The organism is Bacterioplanes sanyensis (assembly GCF_002237535.1).
In the GTDB taxonomy this organism is placed as follows: Bacteria; Pseudomonadota; Gammaproteobacteria; order Pseudomonadales; family Oceanobacteraceae; genus Bacterioplanes; species Bacterioplanes sanyensis_A.
Map to the genome: position 1 here is coordinate 2,726,173 of NZ_CP022530.1, position 13,638 is coordinate 2,739,810.

Genomic DNA, 13,638 nt, shown 5'->3' on the forward strand with positions numbered 1-13,638 from the left:
CTCATAACAGCGTGACCGACATAGTGTTAACAGGCCCATGAAGTGAATCCAGCAAAGATGGTGCCATTGGCGAAAGCGGCGCTGACGGCGGAGGGAGTGGCCTGAAGCTTGCTGTGCACTCTTTATAAGCAGCACGGCTTTTAATACAGTCGTCAGGATTGTCAGCCATACTCAGTAAGCCGTATGAGTGAACAATGGAGGGACCATGCAGATTCATTCGCCATTTGATTTGGTGCTGTTTGGCGGGCTGGGTGACTTGGCGCGACGCAAGTTACTCCCGGCTCTGTACATGTTGGACCTCGATCAACGGCTGCCCGATGGCCATATCGTGTTGATTTCTCGTCGCCAAATGGCCGCAGATGAGCTGCAAGAGCAGCTGCGCCAGCAGGTGCAGCCGCATTTACCGCCAACGGCGTACGATGTCAGCAGCTGGCAACGCTTTACACAACGAGTGCGGCTGCAGACGCTGGACGCCGGCGATGCGGCATCCTATCAACACCTTGTGGCGCAGCTCAGTGGCGGCGATAACCGGGTATTTTATTTGGCCACTGGCTCGGATTTGTACACGCAAATCAGTCAGGGCTTGTACGCGGCGGGCTTAATCACCCCAAACAGCAAGGTGGTGTTGGAAAAGCCCATTGGCCATGACTTATCGTCGGCCAATGCGATTAACACGGCCGTGGCTGAGTTTTTTGATGAGTCGCAAATTTATCGTATCGATCATTATTTGGGCAAAGAAACGGTACAAAACCTGATGGTTCTGCGGTTTGCCAATTCTTTGTTTGAGCATCAATGGAATCATAAATACATCGACCATATTCAAATCAGCATCACCGAGTCTTTGGGAGTCGAGAGTCGTGCTGGTTTTTACGATCATGTCGGCGCGACGCGCGACATGTTTCAAAATCACTTGTTGCAGTTATTGTGCATTACCGCGATGGAACCACCGGCGCGTCTTGAGCCGGATGCGGTGCGCGATGAGAAAGTGAAAGTGCTGCGTGCGCTGCGCCCTGTCAGCGGTGCTGCGATCGGCGATCACCTGGTGCGCGGCCAATACGATGCCGGTGTCTCCGCCGGGCGGCCAGTGCCTGGTTACCGCGAAGAGCCCGGTATTGCGGCGCACAGTTACACAGAAACCTTTGTTGCTGCCAAAGTACACATCGACAATTGGCGTTGGGCGGGCGTGCCGTTTTATTTGCGTACCGGCAAGCGCTTGGCCGAGCGTGCGTGCGAGATTGTGGTGCATTTTAAAGAAATCCCGCACTCTATTTTTCCACTGCAACACAAAAGCACCATGGCCAATAAACTGGTATTTCGATTGCAGCCGGATGAAGGCATTCGCTTAATGCTGTGCGAAAAAAAGGTCGGCCCTGGCATGAGTGTGCGGCCAATGAATCTGAGCCTAAATCCAGCCAACTTAAAGCAAACCCGTGTACCTGAGGCGTATGAACGACTGCTGTTTGATGTACTCAGCGGCAATGCTACGTTATTCCTGCGCAATGATGAGTTAACAGAAGCTTGGCGTTGGATCGATCCGGTGCTGCGCAGCTGGAAGGAGCTGGAACAGCGCCCCGAGCCCTATACCGCGGGTAGCTGGGGGCCGGCTGCTGCCACATTGTTATTGGCTAAAGACGGGCGTTTATGGGATGAAAGCAGCTGATGATAATCGATAACCATTTTGAGCAATCCGATGTGTTGGCAGCGCAGTTGGCGAGCGACGTCGCCGGACTGTTACAGCGCGCCGTTGAACAGCGAGGAAGGGCGTGTTTGGCCGTCAGCGGCGGCACCACACCGGTCCTCTTCTTTCAACAGCTGGCGCAACAAACCATTTCTTGGCAGCACGTTTTAATTACCTTGGTGGACGAGCGCTGGGTGGCGCCGACTGATCCTCAAAGCAATGCAGCGCTGGTGCAGCAGCATTTATTGCAGCATCGTGCGCAGGAGGCGTTTTTTCTGGCGCTATTTAATGATGCCAACACCCCGGAAGACGGTTTTATGATGTGCGAAAACCGGTTGCATGAACTGGTCGATCAGTTAGATGTGGCGGTACTGGGCATGGGCAACGACGGTCATACAGCGTCGTGGTTTCCGCATTCATCCGCTTTGGGGGCGCTGCTTGATCCGCTCAGTCATGGCCGCTGCTACCCAGTGGCCGATCAGACGCCGCCGCGCATGAGCCTGACCTGGGGCTGGCTCAAACACTGTGAGCAGTTGTATTTGCATTTTGAAGGCGAGCAGAAGAATCGCACCTATGAGATGGCCAAAGGCGCTGCTGTAGAAGCCACTCACGTATTCGACAGCGGCGATATCCATGCCATGCCGGTGCGTACATTGTTGCAAGGCGAAGTCCCGTTGAGCATTTATCGCAGTTGATATGAGCTCACCAGACGCAACCACAAGTCCTAGCTATCTGGCACAGCACGGAGGCCGAGGTAAACCCTTGGTTGCCATGAACACCCGTTAGCGATTTCAATCAGAGACAGCAGGCCATGCATCACATAGTTGAACAAGTGACCGAGCGTATCCAACAACGCAGCCGGGAATCTCGGCAGCATTATTTGCAGCACATTGCACAAGCCGCCAGTGAGGGGCCGCTGCGCCATCAGCTCAGCTGTACCAATCTGGCGCATAATTACGCCGCTGCCAGCGACGACGATAAGTTGATTCTCAAAGCCAGCCATGCGGCTGCCAACATTGGCATTATCAGCGCCTATAACGATGTGCTGTCGGCCCACGCGCCGTATGTGGATTACCCACAGCAGCTCAAACAAGCCTTGGCACAAGCCGGTCATGTTGGGCAAATGGCCGGAGGGGTACCAGCCATGTGCGACGGTGTCACCCAGGGGCAAACTGGCATGGAGCTGTCGCTGTTCAGTCGCGACACCATCGCTTTAAGCACCGCCGTGGCGCTGTCGCATCAGGTCTTTGATGGCATGTTGCTGCTGGGAATTTGCGACAAAATCGTCCCGGGTTTATTGATGGCGGCATTGCGTTTTGGTCATCTACCGGCGGTGTTTGTGCCAGCAGGGCCGATGCCATCGGGTATCAGCAATGCCGAAAAGGCGAAAACCCGCCAGCGTCACGCAGCCGGAGAAGTGGATGACAGCGCGCTGCTGGACAGCGAAATGCGCTCTTATCATTCCGCCGGGACCTGCACTTTTTACGGCACCGCCAACTCCAACCAAATGCTGGTTGAAATCATGGGTTTGCAACTGCCAGGTGCGTCGTTCGTCAACCCAAGCGACCCGTTACGCCAGCCATTAACGGCGGCGGCGGCGCACTGCGTAGCGGAGCATACGGCGCTGGGCGGTGACTATCTGCCCATCGGCCATATTGTCGACGAGCGGGTGATGGTTAATGCCATGGTGGGTCTGCTAGCGACGGGAGGCTCCACCAATCACAGCATTCATCTGCTCGCGATAGCGCAAATGGCCGGCATTCAACTGACATGGCAGGACTTGGCCGATCTGTCCAGCGTTGTACCCTTGTTAACGCGGATTTACCCTAATGGCGACGATGACATCAATGCCTTTCAAGCCAGTGGCGGAATGCCACTGCTGATGCAGGAGTTGGCCCAAGCTGGGCTGCTGCACACTGAGGTCAACACCATCTTGGGCCGTGGGCTGGCGCCTTATTTTCGCGAGCCATACCTGCAGCAAGGGCAGCTGAGCTATCGCCTGGCAGTGACAGAAAGTTTGGATTTAAGCGTTCAGGCACCGGTGCACGCACCCTTTATGCGCGAAGGTGGCATGAAACTGCTGCAAGGTCCGTTGGGTGAGGCGGTGATGAAAGTGTCAGCGGTGCCGGACGATCGCTGGGTGGTGCAAGCGCCGGCGCGGGTGTTCGAAGATCAACAACAGGTCTTGGCGGCCTACAAAGCCGGGGAGTTAAACCGCGACGTGGTGGTGGTATTGCGTTTTCAAGGCCCCAGAGCGAATGGCATGCCGGAACTGCATCAGCTCACGCCGGCATTGGCGAATTTACAGCAAGCAGGGCATCGTGTTGCGTTGGTGACCGACGGACGGCTATCGGGCGCGTCTGGCAAAGTGCCGGCTGCGATCCACGTGTCGCCCGAGGCCTGGGCCGGCGGTGGCATTGCCCGCATTCAAGACGGTGATCTGCTGTGTGTCGATGCACATCGAGGTACGTTAACCGTGCGGGTAGACAACTTTGAACAACGGCCACTGGCTCCTCGGCCAACCGCATCGTCTATGGGCGTTGGACGAGAGCTATTTGACATATTTCGTGAGCGCACCAGTGCAGCCAATGCCGGAGCGGTCAGCATAGGTTGGAGGGAACAGCATGAGCCATGAACGCAGCATGTGGGATTTATGGATTGAACGCGCCAAGCCGGTGATGCCAGTGATCGTCATCGATGATCCTGACCATGCCGTGCCCTTGGCCCAAGCCTTGGTCGAGGGCGGTGTGCGGCTGTTGGAAATTACCCTGCGCACAGCCGCTGGTATGCAAGCGATCAGCCAGATCAAACGCGCGGTACCGGAAGCCATAGTGGGGGTTGGGACCGTGACCAGTGCACGACAGTTAGAGGATGCACTGCATCGGGGCGCCGAGTTTGCCGTGAGCCCGGGCAGCAGCCCGGAGTTATTGGCCTGTGCTCAAGAGTGGGGCGGGCCCTATTTACCTGGTGTGGCCACGCCAACCGAAGTGATGCAAGCGCGCGAGGCTGGCTTTCGCTATCAGAAGTTTTTCCCCGCCTCGGCTGCTGGAGGAACGGCCATGTTAAAAGCCTTGGCAGGCCCGTTTGCCGACGTGGCGTTTTGTCCAACCGGTGGCATCGGAGCGGATAATTACCGCGATTATTTGGCGCTGAACAACGTGTTTGCTGTTGGTGGCAGTTGGCTCACACCCAAAACCGCGGTATCGGCACAAAACTGGCAGGCATTGACGTCGCTGGCCATTGCCAGCTGATTCGCCAAGCACTGGCCATAAGGGAGAGCAAAACCGATGACGGACGCGGCGCTGCAGCGCTTAACAGCACGATTGCAATCTATATATGCCGAGCTACCAGACGTAGATTGCGGCGCTGTGGCGGCACAGATTCTGCGCTTGATGACGGCGTTTCAAGAACAGCGCAGCCAGCCTGTGGCGGACAGCGAGCGCTGGAGTCAGCAGGACATCATTCTCATCACTTATGGCAACAGCATTCAAAACGGCGCGGACGTTCCTTTGCAAACCCTAGCGCAGTTTCTACGCCAACATTTGCTCGACACGATCAATGCCGTGCATTTATTGCCGTTTTTTCCGTACAGTTCAGATGATGGTTTTTCGGTGATTGATTATCGACAGGTCAATCCAGACTGGGGCGACTGGGGCGACATCGCAACCTTGGCCCGTGACTTCGATTTAATGATGGATTTGGTCATCAATCACTGCTCTCGTGAAAATCTGTGGTTTATCGACTTTATCAGCAACCGCGAACCGTACACCGAATACTTTATTGAGGTAGACCCTGGGCAAGATGTGTCGCTGGTGACTCGACCGCGCAATACGCCACTGCTTACGCCGGTTCATACCCATCGTGGCCGTCGTCATGTGTGGGCCACCTTTAGCGAAGATCAGGTGGATCTGAACTTTGCCAATCCTTTGGTGCTACTGGAGTTTATTCAGATATTTCTGTTTTACATTGAGCAAGGCGCGCGTTTTATTCGTTTGGATGCCATTGCCTTTTTATGGAAAAAACTCGGCACACGCTGTTTGCACTTACCGCAAACCCACGAGGTGGTAAAACTGCTTCGCGATGTGGTGGATCTGTGTGCCCCAGATGTCATTATTATCACTGAGACCAATGTCCCGGTGGCAGAAAACCTCAGTTATTTTGGCCGCTCAGACGAAGCGCATATGGTGTATCAGTTTGGTTTGCCGCCGCTGGTGTTGCATGCGCTGAATCGGGGTAATGCGGATTTTCTCACTCGCTGGGCAGCAGATATTCCAGCTTTACCAAAAGGCTGCACCTATTTGAATTTTACTGCCAGTCACGATGGCATTGGTGTGCGACCGGTAGAGCAAATCTTGCCGGAGCGTGAAGTGCAGGATTTAATCGATTGTATGCACCGTTTTGGCGGTTTTGTCAGCACCAAAGCCAACCAGGACGGCAGTGAAAGCCCATATGAAATCAATATTTCTCTATTCGATGCCTGCATGGGGACACGCCGTGGTGTCGATCATTTCCAGGTGCCGCGCTTTTTATGTGCGCAAAGCATGATGTTATCAATGCAGGGCATCCCGGCGGTGTATCTGCACAGCCTGACGGCGACGCCAAACGACATAGCTCATGTTGAACAGACAGGTCGTACGCGCTCAATCAACCGTAAGCTTTGGCAATTGGATGAGCTGGAATATTTACTCAGTAACCCAGTGACGCCGCAGGCGGAGGTGTTCAACGAGTTGCGGCGACTGATTCAGATTCGCCGTCGTCAACCAGCTTTTCACCCTAACGCGTGTCAGTCCGTCATTCACATTAATTCCGACGTGTTTATTCTGCAGCGCCAATGCCAGCAACAACAGTTGTTTGCCATTGCGAATGTGACGGAGCGTATTTTGACGTTACCTTTGGCTGCGTTGGGTTTTTTGCCTTCGGGTTTAGTTGACCTGATCGCGCCGCAGGGTGAAGCCGTTACAGAGCAATTGAAGTTGGCCCCTTATCAGGTGGTATGGCTGACGGATGCCGTATTTTGATGACTGACAGTTATCAATATCGTATTGATAGAACAAATATTCGAAGAAACGTACAAGGTGCCACAGGCTTGCTACATTGGCAGCGTGAGTGGCGCATTGTTGTCTAACACGGGTTAGCTCTTGTGGCCGTGATGGTCAATGCCAGACTCTAATCGATGTTTAGATTACTGAGGGAAGGTCACATGACACTGAGCGAGCTGAAAAAACAAGCCAATAATGACGCCACCGAAGTACACGTATTGGCCAATGAAGGGGACTTATACCTGGTGCAGGTGGTGCACGATGGCCAGGAGTCTTTGTTGATGGAGCGTGACCAACCGATGCGTTTTCGCAGCCTAGCCGAGTGTTCGCAGACGCTGGCCAGTGTGGGAGTAAAAAGTGGCTTTATGGTGCAAGCACTGCCCTACGACGAGATGATCAACACCATTGACTCCGAGCCTCACTGCGACCGTTTACCGATCAATTTTCACTGAGCCACTATTCGCTCGGCGTCTTATCCGCTTTCTCGCTGAGAGCACAAAATTAAACGGCCAACCGCTGGAAGGCGGTTGGCCGTTGTTGTATTGGCGTTGGTGGTGATCGGCGCTCTGGCACTTTATTCGGCGTTGTCAGCTTCGACCGCTTGATACAGCTTATCGAGAATGTCTGGCACGGCACTGATGACTCGGTTCCAACTGGGAATGAAGGGGGTTTCCATCGGGTTGGCCAAAAAATGCTCCCCAGCTCGCATGATGTTTTCGGCGAACAGCTCCACGGCTTTTTCCTCACTGTGGCGATCCAGCGTTAAGCCATTCATGCGTGCATCGTTGTAATAGGTTTCGATGAAATCTAATGCAATGCGAAAATAGGTGGCCTTGATGGTGCGGAATGCTTCGGTGGTAAAAACTTCTCCTTGAGTCGCCAGCTTGCGGAAAATGGCTTTGCAAATATCGGTGCTCATTTTCGACAGACCACGGGCGTGATCGTCGGCTGACAGCGGTTGGTGCTTGTGGTCGTAACAGTCAGCAATGTCCACCTGGCACAAGCGGTTAGTAGAGTAGTTGCGTTTCATTTCTGACAACACACCAATTTCTAGGCCCCAGTCGCTGGGAATGCGAATGTCATTGAGCACATCCGCACGCATGGAGAACTCGCCCGACAAGGGGTAACGAAAGCTGTCCAGGTATTCGAGAAAATCGAGGGCTCCGTAGGTTTTCTTCAGCGCACGCAGCAATGGCGTGACCAGCAGGCGGCTAACACGACCGTTCATCTGTTGGCCTGCAATACGGGCGTAGTAACCTTTGGCAAACTCGTAGTTGAACGATGGGTTGGCGACGGGGTAGATCAGCCGAGCCAGCAGGCTGCGATCGTAGGTGACAATGTCGCAATCATGCAGCGCCACGGCTTCTGCGCGGCCAGATGCTAACACGTAACCGTAGCAGTACCAGACATTGCGTCCTTTGCCCATCTCTTTGGGCGCTAAACCTTCTTGCTGCAGCAAAGCATCTAATTGGCGCAGGCGCGGCCCGTCGTTCCATAAAATTCGGTGGTGCTGTGGTAAGCGAGCAAAAAACTCACGGGCGTGACGATATTGCGCTTCATCGGAGCGATCCAAGCCGATGACGATTTCGTTCAGATACGGCACCTCGGCCACTTGATCGATGATGTTGCTCAGCGCAGGCCCTTGCAGCTCCGAGTACAGTGATGGCAGTACCAGCGACATTGGGCGGAGGCGGGAAAAGCTACTGAGCTCTCGTTCGAGCTCTTCGGTGGAGCGGTCGACCAGATTGTGTAAGTTGGTGATGATGCCGTTTTGATAAAAATCAGCCACGGAATACTCCTGTTCGGGCGATGATCAGTGTAAGTCAGACGGTTTGGGCAGCGTCTCCAGCCACTCCAATACCGCCAGGTTCCAACCAGTGCCGGCCATTTCTGCACGGCGCTGCACATGAGGGTTATCTAACGGCAGTTCGGGGCTGCGACCGGGCAGAACAATGGCCTGGTCGGCGGCCTCCAGCATGGGAATGTCATTATCACTGTCGCCCAGTGCCACAGTGGCCACCGGGCGCTGCCATTTTTGTTGAAAATAATTGGCGAAAAAGCGCAGTGCGTCGCCTTTATCGTTTTGCCCCATAACGTGATAAAAACGCCCACCGGCCACCATTTGCAGTCGCTGTTGTTGCAGGTTTTGCTGGAACTCCTCGAGTTTTTCCGGCGTGTCTTGCCACACCAAAGGTTCACTGCCAAAGCGCTGTTTGGCGCGGCTGGCGCTGTCGGCGTCCAGACCGGTTAAAGCGCTGATCTCCAACGCGGTCATGTCATTGAAACCGCGGAACACAAAGCCTTGCTGGCGTAACTCATGCAGCACTTTCAATATTTGTGCATAGCTTGAGCCGAGGATTTCGGCGTTGTAGTCCTGCGCGTTGTAACCGGAATGCCCGTGTTTGGGAATAAACAGTGCAGCGCCATTTTCACTGGCAAAACCATCGCTGAAATCCAACTCGGCGCGCAGCTGAACCATTTCGCTGAAGGTCTTGCTGCTGTTCATGATGCAGGGAATCTGACGCAGTTTCAGTGCTGCCAATGCCGGTTGAGCGGCTGTGCAGCGGTAGCTTTGATGGTCCAACAGGGTGCCATCGAGGTCGGTTATGACGATCCAGGCCGGTGCAGTCATTGGGGTGCCTCCGCATTCAGTTGAATTTGATTAACTTGATGCGCTGCATTTAATGTTAGAACCACATCCGCTTGCTTGGGTAGCGTTTTTAACGCGTGTTCTGTTAACCGTTGGTAATGCTGGATGAATCGCTGTAGCGCCGCATCGTCTAACGAACGATTCGGTTGACCGGTAGCGGTTTGAGCGCGGTTGTCGCGCTCTTGCTGTTGACGCCAACGATACACGGCGTGCATGTCCGGCACTTGCAGCATGATCAGTTGATCGAGAAGGGCAAACCAGGCTTGATAGTCACCCTGCAGCTGCTGGTTAACCCATGTGCGCCACACACCTTGAGCATCGTTATGGCGCTCCAAATCGTTGATTGGATGATGCAGTTGCTCTGCTGACTGGGCTGGGCAGGCAACGCACCAACCCTCAAACAAAATCAGATCTACCTTGCCGCTGACCTGGTGCCACTGATCCTGCGGTAGTCGGTCGTCACTGAGTTTGTGAAATTTCGGAAAGTGCAGTGTTTGACCGGGCGTTAGGGCACGTAGTCGATGCATGAGCTCAATGCCCATGCGGACGTCGTGAGTGCCTGGCACGCCGCGGGTGGCCAATAGCGGGTGAATCGTTTCTGCCAGGGTTTGACGTTGCTGATGCGGTAGATACAAATCGTCAATCGATACCACGACGACGTGCCAGCCGAAAGCCGCGTGATACCAGTCGGCCAATGCTCGGCTGAGTGTCGATTTGCCCGACCCTTGGCCGCCGTGAATACCGACGATGGGTGTGCTCACCGTGCGCTCAACTTGCGCGCCGACCCAAGCGGCCAACGGCAGCCATACCGTGTCTACCTGCGCCAACCAAGCACTGGGAAGGTTCTCCCTCGGTGCCTGGCTCGCCAATGCGGGCGGCACGGCAAGTGAGTGACTGCTTGGCCATAGCGGCGTCGCCATAGTTGCTCCTATTGCTGAGCTGCGGGTGGTCGTTGGTTAAAACAAAGCAGACACTGTGCCAGCCTGAGCATATCAGCGTATTATTGCCCCGTTGTGGCGCTGACGGGCACCACGATGGGTAATGGCACCGCTGAGGGTTGGAGTGTGTGCTTCGTTTTGGTGCATTAAAGAGTTTGGAGAGTATTCATGGTCAATGTGGTGGCCTATCAGGGAACACAAGGGGCGTATTCGCATCTGGCGTGCAGTCAGGTCTTTCCCGATGCTCAGGCGCTGGCGTGTGATGATTTTCATTCTGCACTGGCGGCCGTAGAGCAAGGCACGGCCGACCGCGCGATGATTCCGTTGGAAAACTCCACCGCCGGACGGGTGGAAGAGATTTATCGTTTGTTGCCTAAGACTTCGTTATCCATCATTGGAGAGCATTTTGAGCCGGTGAATCATTGTTTGCTGGCACCGCCGGGCACCGCCATCGAGGATATTCGTATTGCCGCATCTCACCCACAAGCGTTGGCGCAATGCCAGCAGCGCTTGCGTAATTTGGGCATACAGGCCAGCGCCGCAGTCGACACGGCCATTGCCGCGCAACAGTTGAGCGAGCAGCCTGCGACAGGACAAGCGGCCATCGCGTCCAGTTTGGCAGCAGAGCTCTATGGCCTTGAAATATTGCGGCAAAACTTTCAGGACGTCAGCGGTAATACCACTCGATTTTTAGTGTTTGCGCGCGAGCAAGAACACCAGGCCTACGATGCTTCTGAGCGCTACATTTCCAGTTTGCTGTTTACGGTGCGCAATATTCCTGCTGCTTTATATAAAGCTTTGGGTGGTTTTGCTACCAACGGCGTCAACTTAATCAAACTGGAAAGCTATATGGACGGCGGCACCATGGAGGCCAGTCATTTCCACGTCGATATGTACGGCCACCCACAGCAGCCGGCGATGCAACATGCGCTGGAAGAGTTGCGCTATTTTGCTCGTGAATTACGTTTGTTGGGCACTTATCCTGCTCACAGTTATCGCTTTAGAGCTGAGTTTGTTTAGCGGTTCTTATTGGTTTTTTGACTGACTTTTTAAAAGTGTGTGAGGCCAGTTTGTGAAGCGAGCATCTGAGTGGATGCTCGCGTTTGAGGCCGCTGGCGAGTTTGGCCGAGCTCTTCAGTCCGTCAGTTTAGCGGGCTTTTTTGCTGCTTATTGTGAGCTTTTTTGTGCTATTGGGGGCAGCTGTGTTAGCCAGCCACCACCGTTAATAATCCGTGCAGGTTATAAGTTACCATCACAAAAAATGGCATGCGGAATTATTTTCCCAGCAGATGTCCGCCTCACGCAGCTGTTCGCGATAGTCACCCGGCGTCATACCTTGCCACTTTCGAAACGCACGATGAAATGTGCTGGCTTCGGTATAGCCCAAATTCGCGGCGATGCTTTGAATGCTGAGGTCGTGATGGCGTAGCATCACGCACGCTTCTTCTAGTCGCCGCTCGTCTTTTAACTGCTGATACGACGTTTGCTCATCATGCAGTCGCCGTCTGAGGGTCGCACTGGAAATACGTAAGCGATCGGCGGCGAGAGTCAAACTGGGTAGGTCATCAACGGGCTGTTGGCGGAATAAACGTCGCAGTTGGCCGGTGGTGCTTTGGTGTGGGTTGGGGCGAGCCAGAAAGTCGGCCGGAGAGTGATGCAAAAATGCCTGCAAAGACGCCGGTGTTTGTGCGATGGGCAACTGCAACGCCCGCGTCGGAAACTGCAAATAGGTTTCGGGCTCGTTAAACATAACCGGTGTGGCAAATAAATCCTGATACAACTCTGCATGAGCCGGTGGCGCGTAGCTGCAGCCAACCTTTAACAGTGGAATACCTTGTCCTACCAGCCAGCTGGCCAAGCGATGCCAGATCGCTAACAGCGATTCGCTTAAAAAGTGCTCCGGGTCGTAGTCGTGTTCCATATCGATGATAAGGCGCGACAGTCGCTTACCCTTATGCAAACGAATATTGGGTACACGTGCAAATAGCGCATAAAAATTCTGCGCGCGGTGCAACGCATGCTCCAGCGACGAGCAAGTGACAATCGCTTTGCACATCATGCTAAAGGTGCCGTAGCGGCTGGTCACAGGAGCTAACCCCATTAATTCATCGTCTGACTCGCGCCATAAAGTGCCCATCAAACGCGTGTATTGACTGCTGGTCAGGCTTTGGTTGCTGTCATTCAATAACGATTCTGGCAGGTGCGCGGCGCGCCATATGGCCAGTACATCGACACCGCGCCGGCGCAGTGCTGCTACTGGCGCGTCAACAAACGGCCGCGGGATCACTGCTGCCCCCAGTTTGTGAGCGCAATGTGGTTTTGACAGGGGCTACAGCGTAGCGCCGGGAGAGTCGGAAAAAGCGGCTTATTCCTGGTGTTGAAACAGGGTGGTGCGGTTTCGGCCGGCATCCTTAGCGTGATTGAGCGCACGCAAGGCTGCTTGCTGCCATGCAGCGGCGGACTCAAATGCGGGTTGACTGGCGGCAATGCCAATGCTGACGGTAACGGATATTTCATGGCCGGGAACGGTGATGATCATGTGCTCAATGTCTTTACGAATACGTTCAGCAAAGTGCACAGCCTGCTGCTCGTCGGTGCCAATCAGCATAACGGCGAAGGACTCACCGGTAAAGCGACAAGCACTGTCGGTTTGCCGCAGTGTTTGTCGCAATGCGGCGGCCAGAGTACGAAGCACTTCATCGCCTGCTTGATGACCGTACTCGGTATTGATGTGACGGAAATTATCGACATCGATCAGCACTAAGCTGGCTGCTTGGCCGGTGCGCTCGCTGCGCTGATGTTCTTCGGCAAATTTGGGTTCCCAGTGCGGCCGATTGAACAGCTCAGTCAGGTGATCGTACTGATGCAATTCGCGTAGCGATTGATTGGCTGAAATGGCATCAGCGCGGTTAATCGCTATGTCGGTCACGTCGTAAATAATCAGACAGATGTGATCGACGGCGCGATTAATGGATTCCAGTGGGATCATGCTGGTATTTTGATACATAGTGGCCGCACGTCCGGTGATCGGGCGATAATTTTTGAACTTAAACAGATATGGGCGCTGCTCCCAAATGGTAAACGTGCGGGTTTTTAGCTGAAAAACTGGCTCTGCCTTTTGCATAAACCAATCGCGCGGAATTTCGTCGAACAAATCGAAAATAATTTGCTCTTTGGCATGTTGCGGGCTGACACCGCTGTGGCTTTCCATAAAGCCGTTCCACAACTGAATGCGATAGTCGCGATCGAGCACGACCAAGCCGACATCAATGTTTTGCAGGATGTCCATTAACCAGTGAATGTCGCCAAGCTCAATATTTGGATCTTTCATGG

At 54.2% G+C, this 13,638-nt stretch carries 12 protein-coding genes; 7 read left to right on the top strand and 5 right to left on the bottom strand.

What is annotated here, in order from left to right; all coding sequences use genetic code 11:
* Positions 1-205 precede the first annotated feature (205 nt).
* The 6 genes from zwf (at position 206) to CHH28_RS12715 (ending at position 7,169) form a co-directional block, all read left to right on the top strand.
* Positions 206-1,660, top strand: coding sequence for a glucose-6-phosphate dehydrogenase (gene zwf / locus CHH28_RS12690; protein WP_094060655.1), 1,455 nt, complete (start codon positions 206-208; stop codon positions 1,658-1,660).
* Positions 1,660-2,373 (top strand): 6-phosphogluconolactonase, encoded by a 714-nt coding sequence (pgl, locus tag CHH28_RS12695; RefSeq protein WP_094060656.1) that lies wholly within the window; start codon positions 1,660-1,662, stop codon positions 2,371-2,373. Before zwf ends, pgl begins: the two co-directional genes overlap by 1 nt.
* 116 nt (positions 2,374-2,489) lie before the next feature.
* Entirely contained in the window at positions 2,490-4,313 is a 1,824-nt protein-coding gene (edd, locus tag CHH28_RS12700) for a phosphogluconate dehydratase (protein ID WP_094060657.1), read from the top strand.
* Positions 4,303-4,929, top strand: coding sequence for a bifunctional 4-hydroxy-2-oxoglutarate aldolase/2-dehydro-3-deoxy-phosphogluconate aldolase (eda, locus tag CHH28_RS12705; protein WP_233243623.1), 627 nt, complete (start codon positions 4,303-4,305; stop codon positions 4,927-4,929). The genes edd and eda overlap by 11 nt, the downstream gene beginning before the upstream one ends.
* Before the next feature lie 36 nt (positions 4,930-4,965).
* Entirely contained in the window at positions 4,966-6,696 is a 1,731-nt protein-coding gene (locus CHH28_RS12710) for a sugar phosphorylase (RefSeq protein WP_094060658.1), read from the top strand.
* A 182-nt stretch (positions 6,697-6,878) separates the two neighbouring features.
* Positions 6,879-7,169, top strand: a complete 291-nt coding sequence (locus tag CHH28_RS12715) for a DUF6482 family protein (protein ID WP_094060659.1) — start codon at positions 6,879-6,881, stop codon at positions 7,167-7,169.
* 122 nt (positions 7,170-7,291) lie between these two features.
* Here CHH28_RS12715 and CHH28_RS12720 read toward each other — a convergent pair whose 3' ends face one another.
* From CHH28_RS12720 to CHH28_RS12730, 3 genes are read right to left on the bottom strand one after another with little or no spacing between them, the layout of a single operon-like run.
* Positions 7,292-8,506, bottom strand: a complete 1,215-nt coding sequence (locus tag CHH28_RS12720; RefSeq protein ID WP_094060660.1) for a glycosyl transferase — start codon at positions 8,504-8,506, stop codon at positions 7,292-7,294.
* 24 nt (positions 8,507-8,530) lie between these two features.
* A complete protein-coding gene (locus CHH28_RS12725) occupies positions 8,531-9,349 on the bottom strand; it encodes an HAD-IIB family hydrolase (protein ID WP_094060661.1) in 819 nt (272 codons plus the stop codon).
* Positions 9,346-10,287, bottom strand: coding sequence for a hypothetical protein (locus tag CHH28_RS12730; RefSeq protein WP_094060662.1), 942 nt, complete (start codon positions 10,285-10,287; stop codon positions 9,346-9,348). The genes CHH28_RS12725 and CHH28_RS12730 overlap by 4 nt, the downstream gene beginning before the upstream one ends.
* Before the next feature lie 186 nt (positions 10,288-10,473).
* Between CHH28_RS12730 and CHH28_RS12735 the strand changes: the two genes are divergently transcribed.
* Complete coding sequence (locus tag CHH28_RS12735; protein ID WP_094060663.1) at positions 10,474-11,325, top strand: prephenate dehydratase; 852 nt, start codon at positions 10,474-10,476, stop codon at positions 11,323-11,325.
* 232 nt (positions 11,326-11,557) lie between these two features.
* On the opposite strand, the gene CHH28_RS12740 is transcribed toward CHH28_RS12735, so the two are convergent.
* Together CHH28_RS12740 and CHH28_RS12745 are read right to left on the bottom strand one after the other, a co-directional pair.
* Positions 11,558-12,592 carry an AraC family transcriptional regulator gene (locus CHH28_RS12740; RefSeq protein WP_094060664.1) on the bottom strand — a complete coding sequence of 345 codons (1,035 nt, stop codon included), beginning with the start codon at positions 12,590-12,592 and terminating at the stop codon, positions 11,558-11,560.
* A 78-nt stretch (positions 12,593-12,670) separates the two neighbouring features.
* Positions 12,671-13,636 carry a GGDEF domain-containing protein gene (locus tag CHH28_RS12745; protein ID WP_094060665.1) on the bottom strand — a complete coding sequence of 322 codons (966 nt, stop codon included), beginning with the start codon at positions 13,634-13,636 and terminating at the stop codon, positions 12,671-12,673.
* Positions 13,637-13,638 lie beyond the last annotated feature (2 nt).